The sequence below is a fragment of the Leclercia sp. AS011 genome (genome assembly GCF_037152535.1).
GTDB lineage: Bacteria > Pseudomonadota > Gammaproteobacteria > Enterobacterales > Enterobacteriaceae > Enterobacter.
Map to the genome: position 1 here is coordinate 81,112 of NZ_JBBCMA010000006.1, position 13,477 is coordinate 94,588.

Here is a 13,477-nt window from a genome sequence, read left to right on the forward strand (position 1 = left end):
CCGGGCCGTAAGCGGTTTTCCGGCTAGTGCCCTGAGAGATGGGGATGGGGTTTTACCCCTTCAAGGGGTAGTCGAAAAAAAATTTGTGAAAGTGTTACCATCGCCTCTCTTTTGCTGGTGGCAGGACAACGGAATGAGTGGACTCAAACAGGAGCTGGGACTCGCGCAGGGTGTTGGCTTACTTTCAACCTCTTTATTAGGCACGGGAGTATTTGCCGTGCCGGCGCTGGCTGCCCTGGTCGCAGGAGATGACAGTCTCTGGGCATGGCCGGTGCTCATCGTGCTGGTGTTCCCGGTGGCGATTGTGTTTGCCATTCTCGGGCGACACTTCCCGAGCGCCGGTGGCGTGGCGCATTTTGTCGGCATGGCGTTTGGCCCGCGACTGGAGCGCGTCACCGGCTGGTTATTCCTCTCCGTGATCCCCGTGGGTCTGCCTGCCGCCCTGCATATTGCGACCGGTTTTGGCCAGGCGCTGTTTGGCTGGCATGATGCGCAGCTGTTGCTGGCCGAACTGGGTACGCTGGCGATTGTCTGGTGGGTCGGCTCACGCGGGGCCAGTTCCAGTGCCAACCTGCAAACCCTGGTGGCCGTGCTGATTGTGGCGCTGATAGCCGCCGTCTGGTGGGCGGGAGATATTCAGGTCGCGGAGATCCCCTTCCCTGCCGTCACCGATGTCGACCATTCGCAGCTTTTCGCCGCGCTTTCAGTGATGTTCTGGTGTTTTGTTGGACTCGAAGCTTTTGCCCATCTGGCCTCAGAGTTTAAACAGCCGGAACGCGATTTCCCCCGGGCGTTGATGATTGGTCTCCTGCTGGCGGGCACGGTCTACTGGGCCTGTACGGTACTGGTCCTACACTTTAGCGCCTATGGTGCCGATATGGCGGCGGCAGCCTCGCTGCCGGCCATCGTGGTGCAGCTGTTTGGCGTCAAGGCCCTGTGGGTCGCCTGCGTGATTGGCTACCTCGCCTGCTTCGCCAGCCTGAATATCTACATCCAGAGCTTTGCCCGACTGGTGTGGTCCCAGGCGCTGTATAGGCCGGAAAGCCGCCTCGCACGTCTGTCTAAACGACAGCTGCCGCTCAATGCACTGAATACCGTGCTGGGCTGCTGCGTGCTGAGCACGCTGGCGATCTACTGGCTGGATATCAACCTCGACGCGCTGATCGTCTATGCCAACGGCATATTCATCATGATCTATCTGCTGTGCATGCTGGCGGGCTGTCGCCTGCTGAAAGGCCGCTATAAAGCGCTGGCCGTTATCGGTGGGGTGCTCTGCTTACTGCTGCTGGTGATGGTGGGATGGAAGAGTCTGTACGCCATTGTGATGCTGGTGGGATTAGGGCTGTTCTTGCCGAAGCGGAGTGCGGTGTAACGCCGGATGGCGCTACGCTTATCCGGCCTACAATCGTAGGCCCGGCAAGCGCAGCGCCGCCGGGCAATTACTCTTAGCGGTCGTCTTTATGATCCAGACGGTCGCGCTGGTCATCTTTGCGCTGGTACTCTCCGTCAAACGTCTCGCCACCGCCCGTACCGGCGCTGAATCCACCGCCCGGCATCCGGTTGAAACGCAGATGCGGCATCAGTTTCAGCGTCAGGAGCTTTTGCACTGGCGGAACAAGCAGCAACAGGCCGAGGAAGTCGGTGAAAAAGCCGGGAATAATCAGCAGGATACCGCCAATGATCAGCGATACGCTTTTGACCATCTCCGCCGCCGGGCTCTCCCCTGCGGCCATCTTCTGCTGCATTAACAGGAAGTTTTTGAAACCCTGATTACGCACCAGCGACATACCAATGACTGAAGTGAAAATTACCAGGATCAGGGTCAACAGAACGCCAAACACATGGGCGACCTGAATAAAAATAGAAATCTCTATATAAACATAGAGAAAGATTGCAAGTAACGGTATCCAGCGCACTGGCTTCTCCTGTGTGGCAGACGCCGTTGTGGCCCCTGTCGGTATCAATTTGCGATTCGCGTCTGTCAGAAATGGAGGCGTTTAGTCAAAATTCAATCGGTTTGCACGGATATTTTTTCTGGAAATATTAAAGCGGTGATTCATTTCACAGATTGATAAATATCACGCAACGCGGTCCATAATAAGTGATCCAGGTTACGGCATTTCGCTATCATCAGCATATCATTCCGGGTATCTGGCCGATTCAGGGGATAATCGTCGGTCAGAAAATAGACATAACCACAGATGTACTGTGTGTTTAGTACAATCAATCGGCAGCTTGAAAAGAAGGTTCACATGTTAAACAACATTCGTATCGAAGAAGACTTGTTGGGTACCAGGGAAGTTCCAGCGGATGCCTACTATGGTGTTCACACTCTGAGAGCGATTGAAAACTTCTACATCAGCAACAGCAAAATCAGCGACATCCCTGAGTTTGTGCGTGGCATGGTGATGGTGAAGAAAGCCGCAGCCATGGCAAACAAAGAGCTGCAAACCATTCCGAAAAGCATCGCCAATACCATCATCGCCGCCTGCGATGAAGTGCTGAACAACGGCAAGTGCATGGATCAATTCCCGGTCGACGTCTATCAGGGCGGCGCGGGTACATCGGTGAACATGAATACTAACGAGGTACTGGCTAACATCGGCCTCGAGCTGATGGGCCACCAGAAGGGTGAGTACCAGTACCTGAACCCGAACGATCACGTCAATAAATGCCAGTCCACCAACGACGCCTACCCGACCGGTTTCCGTATCGCCGTCTACGCCTCCGTGGTGAAGCTGGTGGATGCCATTAACCAGCTCGGTGAAGGTTTCCAGAACAAAGCTGTCGAATTCCAGGACATCCTGAAAATGGGCCGCACCCAGCTGCAGGACGCGGTGCCGATGACCCTCGGTCAGGAGTTCCACGCGTTTAACGTGCTGCTGAATGAAGAGACCCGCAACCTGCTGCGCACCTCTGAACTGCTGCTGGAAGTGAACCTCGGGGCAACGGCGATCGGTACGCGCCTGAATACCCCGGATGGCTATCAGCAGCTTGCGGTGCAGAAGCTGGCCGAAGTCTCCAACCTGGCGGTGGTACCGGCAGAAGATCTGATTGAAGCCACCTCCGACTGCGGCGCTTACGTAATGGTGCACAGCGCGCTGAAACGTCTGGCGGTGAAGCTGTCTAAAATCTGTAACGACCTGCGCCTGCTCTCATCCGGTCCACGTGCGGGTCTGAACGAAATCAACCTGCCGGAACTGCAGGCGGGCTCGTCCATCATGCCAGCCAAAGTGAACCCGGTCGTACCAGAAGTGGTTAACCAGGTGTGCTTCAAAGTCATTGGTAACGACATTACCGTCACCATGGCCTCGGAAGCGGGTCAGCTGCAGCTGAACGTGATGGAGCCAGTCATTGGCCAGGCGATGTTTGAGTCGATTCATATTCTGACCAACGCCTGCTACAACCTGCTGGAAAAATGCATCAACGGCATCACCGCCAACAAAGCGGTATGTGAAAGCTACGTCTATAACTCCATCGGGATCGTCACCTACCTCAACCCGTTTATCGGTCACCACAATGGCGACATCGTCGGTAAGATCTGCGCCGAAACCGGTAAGAGCGTGCGGGAGGTCGTACTTGAGCGTGGCTTGCTGACAGAAGCCGAGCTGGATGATATCTTCTCGGCGCAAAACTTAATGCACCCGGCCTATAAAGCAAAAAGATACACGGATGAAAGTGAACAATAACAGTTCAGGTTAAATTTCATGAAGGCACGTCATTTGACGTGCCTTTTTTGTTTTTAGGCGTTACCAAACCACAACAATTCAATATCAACTTGTTAATAAGCAAGGTAGGCACTCATGTTTGGAGCAGAACTCGTTGTCGTCCTGTTGGCGATATACTTAGGCGCAAGACTCGGGGGGATCGGTATCGGTTTCGCTGGCGGCCTTGGCGTGCTTGTACTTACTCTCTTTTTTCAAATTAAACCCGGCGCTATTCCGTTCGACGTTATTGAGATCATCATGGCGGTTATCGCCGCTATCGCTGCCATGCAGGTGGCAGGCGGTATGGACTACCTGGTAAGCCTGGCGGAGCGTATGCTGCGCCGCCATCCGAAATACATCACCTTCCTTGCTCCGCTGGTCACCTGGTTTATGACCATTCTGGCCGGGACCGGCCATACCGCGTTCTCCACCCTGCCGGTGATCACCGAAGTGGCGAAAGAACAGGGTATCCGTCCGTCGCGTCCACTCTCCATCGCCGTTGTCGCCTCGCAGATTGCCATCACCGCGTCACCTATCTCTGCGGCGGTGGTATTCTTTGCCGGGATCCTCGAGCCGATGGGCGTGAGCTACCTGACGCTGCTGTCGATCTGCATTCCGGTCACCCTGATTGCGGTAATGATCACCGCGGTATTCTGTAACTTCCTCGGTGCCGAGCTGAAAGACGATCCGGTCTATCAGGAACGTCTGGCGAAAGGTGAAGTGAAGCTGCGTGGCAGCCAGGCCTTTGTCCTGAAGCCGCACGCTAAACGCTCCGTACTGCTGTTCCTGATCGGGATTATCGCGGTGATGTTCTACGCTACCGCCATCAGCGATACCGTGGGGCTGATTCAGAACCCGGTATTGCCGCGTAACGAAGCGATCGTGGTGTTTATGCTGACCATCGCCACGCTGATTAGCATCACCTGTAAAATCGATACCAGTGAAGTGCTCAACGCCAGCACCTTTAAATCCGGTATGAGCGCCTGCGTGTGCGTACTGGGTGTGGCCTGGCTGGGCGACACCTTCGTCAAAGCCCACATCACCGATATCCAGACCGTGGCGGGCGATCTGCTGCATAACTATCCGTGGCTGCTGGCGGTGGTGCTGTTCTTTGCTGCGACCCTGCTCTACTCCCAGGCGGCAACCACCAAGGCGCTGATGCCTGCAGCACTGATGCTGGGCGTCTCTCCGCTGACCGCCATCGCCTCTTTTGCTGCCGTTTCCGCGCTATTTGTGCTGCCAACCTACCCGACCCTGCTGGCCGCGGTGGAGATGGATGACACCGGCTCTACCCGTATCGGTAAGTACGTGTTTAACCACGCCTTCCTGATCCCGGGCGTGATTGCCATAACCCTGTGTGTGATCCTCGGCTTCATCATTGGCGGGATTTTGCTGTAAACCCCTTTGAGTTGTAAAAAGAGTTAAAGTCGGGCCGCTTAGCGGCCCGATTCATTAATGACCACTGACCGGTCGTGATATAGTGATTTTTTTCGCGATACCGAGGTCGTCCTGTGAATACGCCCGACACTGTTGTTGTTCTGTGTACCGCTCCCGATGAAGCTACCGCCCAGGATCTTGCTGCCAAAGTGCTGGCAGATAAGCTTGCTGCCTGCGTCACCCTCCTCCCCGGTGCCACTTCCCTCTACTACTGGGAAGGCAAACTGGAGCAAGAGTATGAAGTGCAGATGCTGCTCAAATCCAGCGTGGCCCATCAGCAAGCGCTCCTCGACTGCCTCAAATCGCATCATCCTTACAAGACCCCGGAACTGCTGGTGCTGCCAGTGATCCACGGCGACAACGACTATCTCTCATGGCTCAACGCTTCCTTACGCTGATCCTGCTGCTGTGCAGCACGTCAGTTTTTGCCGGGTTGTTTGATGCACCCGGCCGCTCGAATTTCACGCCTGCCGACCAGGCTTTTGCGTTCGATTTTCAGCAAAACCAACATGAACTGAATCTTAACTGGCAGGTGAAGGAGGGTTATTACCTCTATCGCAAGCAGATCAGCATCACACCCGCACAGGCGCAGGTTGGTGCCCTCCAGCTGCCTGCCGGGGTGGCGCACGAAGATGAATTTTACGGCAAAAGTGAAATCTATCGCGGTCAGCTTTCGGTGCCAGTCACCGTCGCCCAGGCTGATAAAGGCGCGACCCTGACGGTCACTTACCAGGGCTGCGCCGACGCCGGTCTGTGCTACCCGCCCGAAACCAAAGTCATCCCGCTCAGCGAAGTGAAAGCGGCCGCCGTACCTGCTCCAGTTCAGAAGAAGGAAACGGCTGCGCAACCTGCCGGGGGCGAACTGCCCTTCTCCGCCCTCTGGGCCTTACTGATCGGCATCGGTATCGCCTTTACGCCCTGCGTGCTGCCCATGTACCCGCTGATTTCGGGCATCGTTCTCGGCGGTAAACAGCGGCTCTCCACCGGCCGCGCGCTGCTGCTGGCGTTTATCTATGTACAGGGGATGGCGCTGACCTATACCGCGCTCGGTCTGGTCGTCGCAGCGGCCGGGCTACAGTTCCAGGCGGCACTCCAGCACCCCTGGGTGCTGCTCGGGCTGTCAGTGGTCTTCATCCTGCTCGCGCTGTCGATGTTTGGCCTGTTCAGCCTGCAGCTACCCTCCGCCCTGCAAACCCGCTTAACGCTGATGAGTAATCGCCAGCAGGACGGCTCTGTGGGCGGCGTCTTTGTGATGGGGGCCATCGCCGGGCTAATCTGTTCGCCCTGCACCACCGCCCCGCTCAGCGCGATCCTGCTCTATATCGCCCAGAGCGGAAATATGTGGCTCGGCGGCGGCACGCTGTATCTCTATGCTTTCGGGATGGGTCTGCCGCTGATCCTGGTGACGGTATTTGGCAACCGCCTGCTGCCGAAGAGCGGCCCGTGGATGGAGACGGTAAAAACCGCCTTTGGTTTTGTCATTCTGGCGCTGCCGGTATTCCTGCTGGAGCGCGTGATCGGCGATGTCTGGGGCCTGCGCCTGTGGGCCATGCTGGGCGTCGCGTTCTTCAGTTGGGCCTTTATCAGCAGCCTGAACGCCAGCAAGCCGTGGATCCGCATTGTACAGATCCTGCTGTTGGCCGCCGCGCTGGTGAGCGTGCGTCCGCTACAGGACTGGGCCTTTGGCGCACCCGCTGCGCAAAGCCAGGCGCACCTGAACTTCACGCCGATCGAGAATATCGACGCATTGCATCGCGCGCTGGCCCAGGCAGAGGGGAAACCGGTGATGCTCGACCTCTACGCCGACTGGTGCGTTGCCTGCAAAGAGTTTGAAAAATACACCTTCAGCGACCCGCAGGTGCAAAATGCCCTGAAAGATACGGTCCTGCTGCAGGCCAACGTCACGGCAAACAACGAGCAGGATAAGGCCCTGCTGAAGGCGCTTAACGTCCTCGGTCTGCCCACCATCTTGTTTTTTAACGAACAAGGTGAAGAGCAGCCCGCCCGGCGGGTAACGGGTTTTATGGACGCCGCCTCGTTCAGTGCGCATTTGCGCGATCGCCAACCGTAAGCGACACTTTTAAGCGGGAAAGTACGAAAGTAAACGGAGGAAAAAACCGTGCAACGTGAAGATGTTCTGAGTGCAACCCTGCAATTGCTTGAAATTCAAGGGATAGCCAGCACCTCGCTGGAGATGGTTGCCGAACGTATTAATTATCCTCTGGATGAACTGCGTCGCTTCTGGCCCGATAAAGAGGCGCTGCTGTACGATTCCCTGCGGTATCTCAGCCAGCAGGTGGATACCTGGCGCAGGCAGTTGATGCTCAACAGCGAGCTCACGGCAGAGCAAAAATTACTGGCACGCTACTCTGCGCTCACCGAATGCGTGCGTAACCACCGCTACCCGGGCTGCCTGTTTATTGCTGCCTGTACCTTTTTCCCGGATCCGGGTCACCCGATCCACCAGCTTGCCGACCAGCAAAAGCGCGCCTCGCATGATTTTACCCATGAGTTGCTGACCACGCTGGAAGTGGACGATCCGGCGATGGTGGCTAAGCAGATGGATCTGATCATGGAGGGGTGCCTCAGCCGGATGCTGGTGAACCGCAGCCAGGCCGATGTGGATACGGCCCAGCGGCTGGCGGAAGATATTTTGCACTTTGCGCAGTGTCGCAAAGGCGGGGCGCTGACTTAAGCCAGCATCCCCGCCCAGGCAGAAATGAAGAGACACAGCGCCATCAGGCGCTGAAAACGCACCATCCCCGCAGCAGTCCGGAACAGCCGGTTTACCGCCTGTCCCAGCCATGCCCAGCACAGCAGGCAGGCAACGGAGATCAGCAAAAACCACAGCGCCATCAGCGCGATATCCCGCAACGCATGCTCTCCCGCCGGGGCAAACAGGCTGACAACCGCCAGCGCCATCATCCAGGTTTTGGGGTTGATCACCTGCAGTAACGCCGCCGCGCGGGCGGTAAAGCGGGTATGCCCGGAACGGGACAAGTTTGCCGCCGGGGCGCAAAACAGTTGCCAGCTCATCCAGCTTAACCACAGCACGCCGACCCAGCTCATCACCTGACGCACCAGCGGATATTGCCGCAGCAACTCCCCCGCCCCGGCCCCTGAAATCAGCACAATGGCGCTGGCCGCCGCACAGCCGCTGATCAGCGCGGGCAGGGTAGCCTTTACGCCGTAGTGCTGGCTGTTGGTCAGCACAAGAATATTGGTGGGCCCCGGTGTGATCGAGGCGACAAAGGCAAATAACAGAAACGGCATCAGGTTCACAGGTGGCTCCTTTTTATTAGAGCCCTGACATTGCCGCTATTTTCTGGAAACGTCTGGAAGGTTTGTGCACAACCGACGATAGTGGGCAGGGGTAATGCGGTAAGCCCGCTGGAACCAGCGACCTAAATGGCTTTGATCGGCAAATCCCAGCGCCGCCGCCACGTCGACCGGCTGATCCCCGCGCGCCAGAAACTGCCGCGCTTTTGCCAGCCGCAGCTGTATGAGCCAGGCATGGGGTGCCAGGTGGAACTCGCGCTTGAAGCAGCGGGTGAGCGTGAAGCGATCGGTGCCGGTCTCCCGGGCCAGGTCGGAGAGACCGATGTTGTCGCCCAGATGGGCATAAAGATAGTCCCGGGCCCGGTGCGCCACCGCCGCACTCTGCAACTGTGAAGGTAATTTTTTGCGCCAGTGGCAATGGGAGGTGAGCTGCGCCAGCAGATTATCCATCGTGCTTTGCTGGACGATCTTCATCTCGTCATTGTGCAGCGTCGCGAAGGTGTCGCCGATGGTGCGTACCAGCTGCGGCTCGCGAGTCAGGGTTTGCGTGAAATGCAGGGAATAGCTGCCGGGCGTGGAATCATACAGGCCGTGCAGGGTGTCAGTGAGCCAGCGTTCGTCGAGATAGAACGTCAGATAGGTAAAGCCGCCCGCCACGGGCGCGTCGCCGTCGTGGATCTCGCCCGGCTCAAGCAGAAATGCATCCCCGGGATGGCTACGATGGCGCTCACGGCGGCAGTGAAACTGCTGGGTACCGCTGAGGGTGATCCCCACCAGATAGCTGTCGTGCCAGTGTGGATCGAAGGCGTGCCCTTCAAAGTGCGCCTTGATGGTTTCAATTCCTGTATCCGCATGCTGTCGCAGCTCAAGCCAGTCGTTCACTGTGGCGCCCCCTTTTTCGCTGTCAGCATTGCCTGAGCTTACCTTTCTGTCTGGAAGGTTTGTGCAGAATCGACGCGCAAACCGACAGATTGCCGCAATCTTAAGCAGTTGAACAGCTTTTCCAGAAATAAGGTTGACGACCGTACGTGATTGCGGTTTAATGCGCCCCGTTGCCCGGATAGCTCAGTCGGTAGAGCAGGGGATTGAAAATCCCCGTGTCCTTGGTTCGATTCCGAGTCCGGGCACCACTATTTAAAGAACCCGCCCAAAAGGCGGGTTTTTGCTTTTGGCGAGCCGGCCTCTTCATCGAACTACGTTCGATTATTCGCCGCAAGCGGCTCACCCCTCCGGGGCCAGCGCGACAAGCGCGCTGTTCAACGCCTTCGGCGTTAGTCCGAGTCCGGCACCACTATTTAAAGAACCCGCCCAAAAGGCGGTTTTTTGCTTTTGGGGTTTTGGTAGATTTCTCGTCGCTGCGGCGTTATCTGCCAGACTGCTATTTGCCGATACACACCATTCCAATCATGGGCAGTTAGCGTTGAATGCATTATCGCAAGGCGGTCTTCGGTCTTTGTCAGGTCTGAAGTAAACCTCATTTCATCACACTCTATCCATAAGAATTGAGCGTATAGATTCAAACGGCACTATACCCCTGCTTCGGGTCATTCTTATATTGCGGAAATGCCAGCTTCAACTCCCCTTGCTCCACCAACCGTTTTAAATACTGCTGACGCAGCGCATTAGGGTTACGGCTAAGGATCTGTCCCAGAGCAGCAACGGAAATATACTGCCCCTGGCACACATTCAGGATCACACTCTTCATCAGTTCTTTATCCCCCTGACGCAGCTTTTCACGCGGAGCCGCAGCTAAAATAAACAACGAATTGCGGAAAGCCTCGGTGAGATTGCCAATATCATCAATGTAAGGTTTATCGATAAAGCGATTAAGCAAACGTCCATATTCATCCCGCGACGGGGGTCGATCGTCCGCGTTGCTATATGTGGAGTGTTCTTCGTTATATGTGGACCTCGGTACGTTATGTGTGGACCTCTGCTCGTTATGTGTGGACCTCCGTTCGTTATCTGTTGACTCCCTTTCGTTATGTGCGGAGCTCGCTACTGTACCTAATGAGAAAACCTCATCGGGGGTCATGACCGATACGCCGGGCAAAGTGTAATATTTGCTTTTCTGCTCCCCCAGCGACCAGAAAACCTTTGCTTTCAAGTCGGGGTAGCGTCAGCGTGACTTCACGGGAGTGCCGGGTTGTTAACTGGCAAGCTCGTTCATGGTTGACCCAGCCTTCAATCACCGCTGTTGCAACAATCACCTGTTCAAAATCATCAAGAAGATCAAAGGCCTCGCCAAATCGTTGATGCAAGTCATCCAGAACATGCTGGGGGATCAGGCTAGCGGTAGAAAGCTCTAACAGCGTCTGCGCAGGAAATGTTTTTTCCCAAAGTTTGGGAGTGCGCCAGTTAGCCGATTTCCAGCCGCTGAAAATCTTCGGCATTCCTGAACCTGCTTTCTCCCCCAAACCAATTAGCAAAAACATCTGGTGTAGCAACCTGTTGCGGCAAACGCATCAAGCCGGGATTGCGAAAACCAAACATATCGGGACGTTTAACAATCAAAATAGAAACCCGGTCGGTAAAATCAGCATGGACCAGCGCGTTTACTAACGCTTCACGCAGCGCAATATGTACTGGCGTATCCGTTCTGCGCTGGCCTTCTTCAAGCGTAAACGGGACTTTCAGATCGGCGACCAGTTTTTGGTATACTTTGCGATAAAAATCAAACAGGTTTCCTGACCATGTACCGTCCGGGCATACCCGATCTACTCAACGCAATTCCGTTTTAGCTTCGGGGCGTTCCTGATAATCCACCATGTAGTTAGGCGCAGCAGCAATAATCGCATCCCATTGACCAAACATGAGAACACCAGCCAGCGTTATGCCCTCCTTTCCGGTTTCCCTGTCTTTACGCCATCCACCAACCATTTTAAATAATTCAAACGGCTCACAGGCCAGATAAGGATGCTGCGGGTTATTTGCCGATAGCAGATTTCGATAGACTTTCAGGCTGTCCAGATCGATATCGTTCTGAAAGGTATAGTGTTCGGAAAGCACTTCATTATCGCGGCTGTCGTGGATCTGCTCTGCAAGCATCCGCTTGACGGTCATATCATCACAAAGGCGATCGCCTTCGTGCAGGCGTTGATATGTATTGCCTAAAGGGGACTTTTTCAGGTGAACAGGCTTCTGTTTACGCGTCGCCTGCGGGATATGGATAGCCAGAACATTCTTGCCCTGCAAAGAGACCTGTTGCACATCGTTTTCTGATCTCAACACATTCGCACTGACCCGATCGCGATCGTTTAACTGATTAAACAGATCGGTTTTAATCTTTTCGGGATCAACAATACCAACAGGGGTAAATTTTCCAGTATGTTCTTTTACACCGAGAACTAGCCAACCGCCCCGGCCATTCGCCATTGCGGAATAGGTGGGCCAGAAGTCTTTCGGTAACTCGCCTTTGCCGTCTTTACCTCCTGCAAGCTTGAACTCTACTTGTTCCGACTCGACAAGGGTTTGCAGATCTATAATGTCTTTTATTTGCAAAGGCATAGAGGTCCCTCTGGCTGAAAAATGTTCGGATTTATCATACCGCATCTACCGAATATCCGGTAGTTTGCTAAGGGTACTGATGGATCCTTTAGCCTTATTTATAATCCTTTCTGCCACATGCCCAGCGCCTCTTCAACTATCCCCACAGGCAAAAATTCCTGCTCCAGGCTACCACGTGATAAGTGGGTTAAGTAGCGATAAAAATCGGCCTCTTCATTAAGCAAGCCATCAGGGATAGCTTGCTGCGCTTTTACCGGTTCAGGAACGGCGCTATGGCTGGCATATTGCTCAAACAACTCACGGTTCATGAGCAGAACATCAAGCGTCGGACGACAGTTCCTGGCTCTTGCCAGCATCAATAGTCCTCAACTATCCATGTCCCCCCAAAAGCCGCTTCCAACGCTACAACGTTTCAGATAGCCTATAAGGCTGGATTTCTCCCAGCGAACATTCGCAGAGATCCCCATGGGCCGCAAACATACGCCATTCTCCGCTCTTTCACGTCGAAAACGTCGGGCTAAAACCTTAAACATCAAAAACCTTATTTATCGTGAACGCGATATCCAGGGTGGCATCTTCTATGACGAATGCGACCAGAATGTAGCTCTCGCCAGTGGGCGCTGGACCTGGAGTGATATTGTTTTTCTCAGTCACGATCCCGCTATTTTCTGGAATGCGGAGATCATTACAGCGAATCTGGCCTTCGCCGATGCCGTAGAAAATATTGCTTTCAATGAGGCTTTTTCGAAGCTGGGTGCCGCTGAAAAAGCTCGGTTAGGGCATCTGGATTTTACTCCAGACATAAGTGGCAAAGGCAAGACATGGCTGCGTAACCCGGCAGTGAACTACCCGCAGCTTAACGATTTAACCTTTAATGATTTTGTTGATAAACGCGCGCTGGAAATAGCGCGGGATAATCCTCCGGCCATTTACTGTGGTTATCGCATATTACCTGGATACGCTTCCGGGGTTGGTTTACAGATCGTCGTTGAGGCTGACACATTAAACCAGGCTGTGATTGAAACGGCCATTGCAGATTTTCGTGCTCGCGGTGAGCGCAACTGGATTTCTGACGTGCCGGCATGTGTCAGCTATTCGGACAAAATGATCTGCACACCCCTTAAAATTAAAGAATGAGCTTAAACCTGTGTCACTGCGCTTGCCGGAAGTATGAGCATCTGCGTGCACGAACAAGAAATACTAAGGAGGACATATGAGGTAACTATCCATAATCAGGAACCTGAAATGTCTGTTTTTAACACAAGAAAAGATCGCAAACAGAACGGGAAACCAAAACCCCATTACTATGTTGGCTACCCCGGTTTCGAAGGCAAGATGATGTATCACCACGATCGCACCGCGGGATCCTGGCCAGCCTGGAATGCCTGTCACAGCCCATCAGCCTGGACACGTATGTTTATGACCAGGCCGCGTCGGGCAAAGGAGGCCGCAGCTATCGTGCGTATCATGAAGGGGGCCGATCCCGATGGAATTCTGTTCCCGCATCCAACAAAGCCCTATATTTATTATTACTGAGCACAGCCCCC

Annotated in this window: 15 protein-coding genes, 1 tRNA gene and 1 pseudogene; 9 read left to right on the top strand and 8 right to left on the bottom strand. The window is 54.7% G+C overall.

Going from position 1 to position 13,477, the window contains the following annotated elements; all coding sequences use genetic code 11:
• Positions 1-133: 133 nt before the first annotated feature.
• Entirely contained in the window at positions 134-1,372 is a 1,239-nt protein-coding gene (gene yjeH, locus WFO70_RS19140) for an L-methionine/branched-chain amino acid transporter (protein WP_337018424.1), read from the top strand.
• A 73-nt stretch (positions 1,373-1,445) separates the two neighbouring features.
• Here yjeH and WFO70_RS19145 read toward each other — a convergent pair whose 3' ends face one another.
• Positions 1,446-1,916: an FxsA family protein gene (locus tag WFO70_RS19145; RefSeq protein WP_337018426.1), complete on the bottom strand. Its 471-nt coding sequence runs from the start codon at positions 1,914-1,916 to the stop codon at positions 1,446-1,448.
• Between the two features lie 336 nt (positions 1,917-2,252).
• On the opposite strand from WFO70_RS19145, the gene aspA reads away from it, so the two are divergent.
• The 5 genes from aspA to WFO70_RS19170 all read left to right on the top strand — a co-directional run bounded on the left by aspA (position 2,253) and on the right by WFO70_RS19170 (position 7,839).
• The gene (gene aspA, locus WFO70_RS19150) at positions 2,253-3,689 is read left to right on the top strand and encodes an aspartate ammonia-lyase (RefSeq protein ID WP_337018428.1); all 1,437 of its coding nucleotides are present in this window, start codon (positions 2,253-2,255) and stop codon (positions 3,687-3,689) included.
• A gap of 114 nt (positions 3,690-3,803) precedes the next feature.
• A complete protein-coding gene (locus WFO70_RS19155) occupies positions 3,804-5,105 on the top strand; it encodes an anaerobic C4-dicarboxylate transporter (RefSeq protein ID WP_337018430.1) in 1,302 nt (433 codons plus the stop codon).
• 113 nt (positions 5,106-5,218) lie between these two features.
• The gene (cutA, locus tag WFO70_RS19160; protein ID WP_337018432.1) at positions 5,219-5,542 is read left to right on the top strand and encodes a divalent cation tolerance protein CutA; all 324 of its coding nucleotides are present in this window, start codon (positions 5,219-5,221) and stop codon (positions 5,540-5,542) included.
• Positions 5,518-7,215 (top strand): protein-disulfide reductase DsbD, encoded by a 1,698-nt coding sequence (locus WFO70_RS19165; RefSeq protein WP_337018434.1) that lies wholly within the window; start codon positions 5,518-5,520, stop codon positions 7,213-7,215. The genes cutA and WFO70_RS19165 overlap by 25 nt, the downstream gene beginning before the upstream one ends.
• A gap of 48 nt (positions 7,216-7,263) precedes the next feature.
• Positions 7,264-7,839 carry a transcriptional regulator gene (locus tag WFO70_RS19170; RefSeq protein ID WP_337018435.1) on the top strand — a complete coding sequence of 192 codons (576 nt, stop codon included), beginning with the start codon at positions 7,264-7,266 and terminating at the stop codon, positions 7,837-7,839.
• On the opposite strand, the gene WFO70_RS19175 is transcribed toward WFO70_RS19170, so the two are convergent.
• Both WFO70_RS19175 and WFO70_RS19180 read right to left on the bottom strand, forming a co-directional pair.
• On the bottom strand, positions 7,836-8,426 hold the full coding sequence (locus WFO70_RS19175; protein ID WP_337018437.1) for a LysE family translocator: 591 nt from the start codon (positions 8,424-8,426) through the stop codon (positions 7,836-7,838). The two genes, WFO70_RS19170 and WFO70_RS19175, sit on opposite strands and share 4 nt — an antisense overlap.
• Before the next feature lie 36 nt (positions 8,427-8,462).
• Positions 8,463-9,305 (bottom strand): AraC family transcriptional regulator, encoded by an 843-nt coding sequence (locus tag WFO70_RS19180; protein WP_337018440.1) that lies wholly within the window; start codon positions 9,303-9,305, stop codon positions 8,463-8,465.
• 172 nt (positions 9,306-9,477) lie between these two features.
• On the opposite strand from WFO70_RS19180, the gene WFO70_RS19185 reads away from it, so the two are divergent.
• Positions 9,478-9,553: transfer RNA gene (locus WFO70_RS19185), tRNA-Phe, on the top strand.
• Between the two features lie 386 nt (positions 9,554-9,939).
• On the opposite strand, the gene WFO70_RS19190 is transcribed toward WFO70_RS19185, so the two are convergent.
• The 5 genes and pseudogenes from WFO70_RS19190 to WFO70_RS19210 form a co-directional block, all read right to left on the bottom strand.
• Positions 9,940-10,257, bottom strand: a complete 318-nt coding sequence (locus WFO70_RS19190) for a hypothetical protein (protein ID WP_337018442.1) — start codon at positions 10,255-10,257, stop codon at positions 9,940-9,942.
• Positions 10,258-10,444: 187 nt separating this feature from the next.
• Entirely contained in the window at positions 10,445-10,816 is a 372-nt protein-coding gene (locus tag WFO70_RS19195; RefSeq protein ID WP_337018444.1) for a hypothetical protein, read from the bottom strand.
• The gene (locus WFO70_RS19200) at positions 10,782-10,937 is read right to left on the bottom strand and encodes a hypothetical protein (RefSeq protein ID WP_337018446.1); all 156 of its coding nucleotides are present in this window, start codon (positions 10,935-10,937) and stop codon (positions 10,782-10,784) included. The genes WFO70_RS19195 and WFO70_RS19200 overlap by 35 nt, the downstream gene beginning before the upstream one ends.
• Positions 10,938-11,144: 207 nt before the next feature.
• On the bottom strand, positions 11,145-11,975 hold the full coding sequence (locus WFO70_RS19205; protein WP_337018448.1) for an AlbA family DNA-binding domain-containing protein: 831 nt from the start codon (positions 11,973-11,975) through the stop codon (positions 11,145-11,147).
• A gap of 53 nt (positions 11,976-12,028) precedes the next feature.
• Positions 12,029-12,322: pseudogene (locus tag WFO70_RS19210) on the bottom strand (Wadjet anti-phage system protein JetD domain-containing protein); the annotation flags it as partial.
• Between the two features lie 73 nt (positions 12,323-12,395).
• Between WFO70_RS19210 and WFO70_RS19215 the strand changes: the two are divergent.
• Both WFO70_RS19215 and WFO70_RS19220 read left to right on the top strand, forming a co-directional pair.
• Entirely contained in the window at positions 12,396-13,067 is a 672-nt protein-coding gene (locus tag WFO70_RS19215) for a hypothetical protein (protein WP_337018449.1), read from the top strand.
• A gap of 108 nt (positions 13,068-13,175) precedes the next feature.
• A complete protein-coding gene (locus WFO70_RS19220; protein WP_337018451.1) occupies positions 13,176-13,466 on the top strand; it encodes a hypothetical protein in 291 nt (96 codons plus the stop codon).
• The last annotated feature ends 11 nt before the right edge of the window (positions 13,467-13,477 follow it).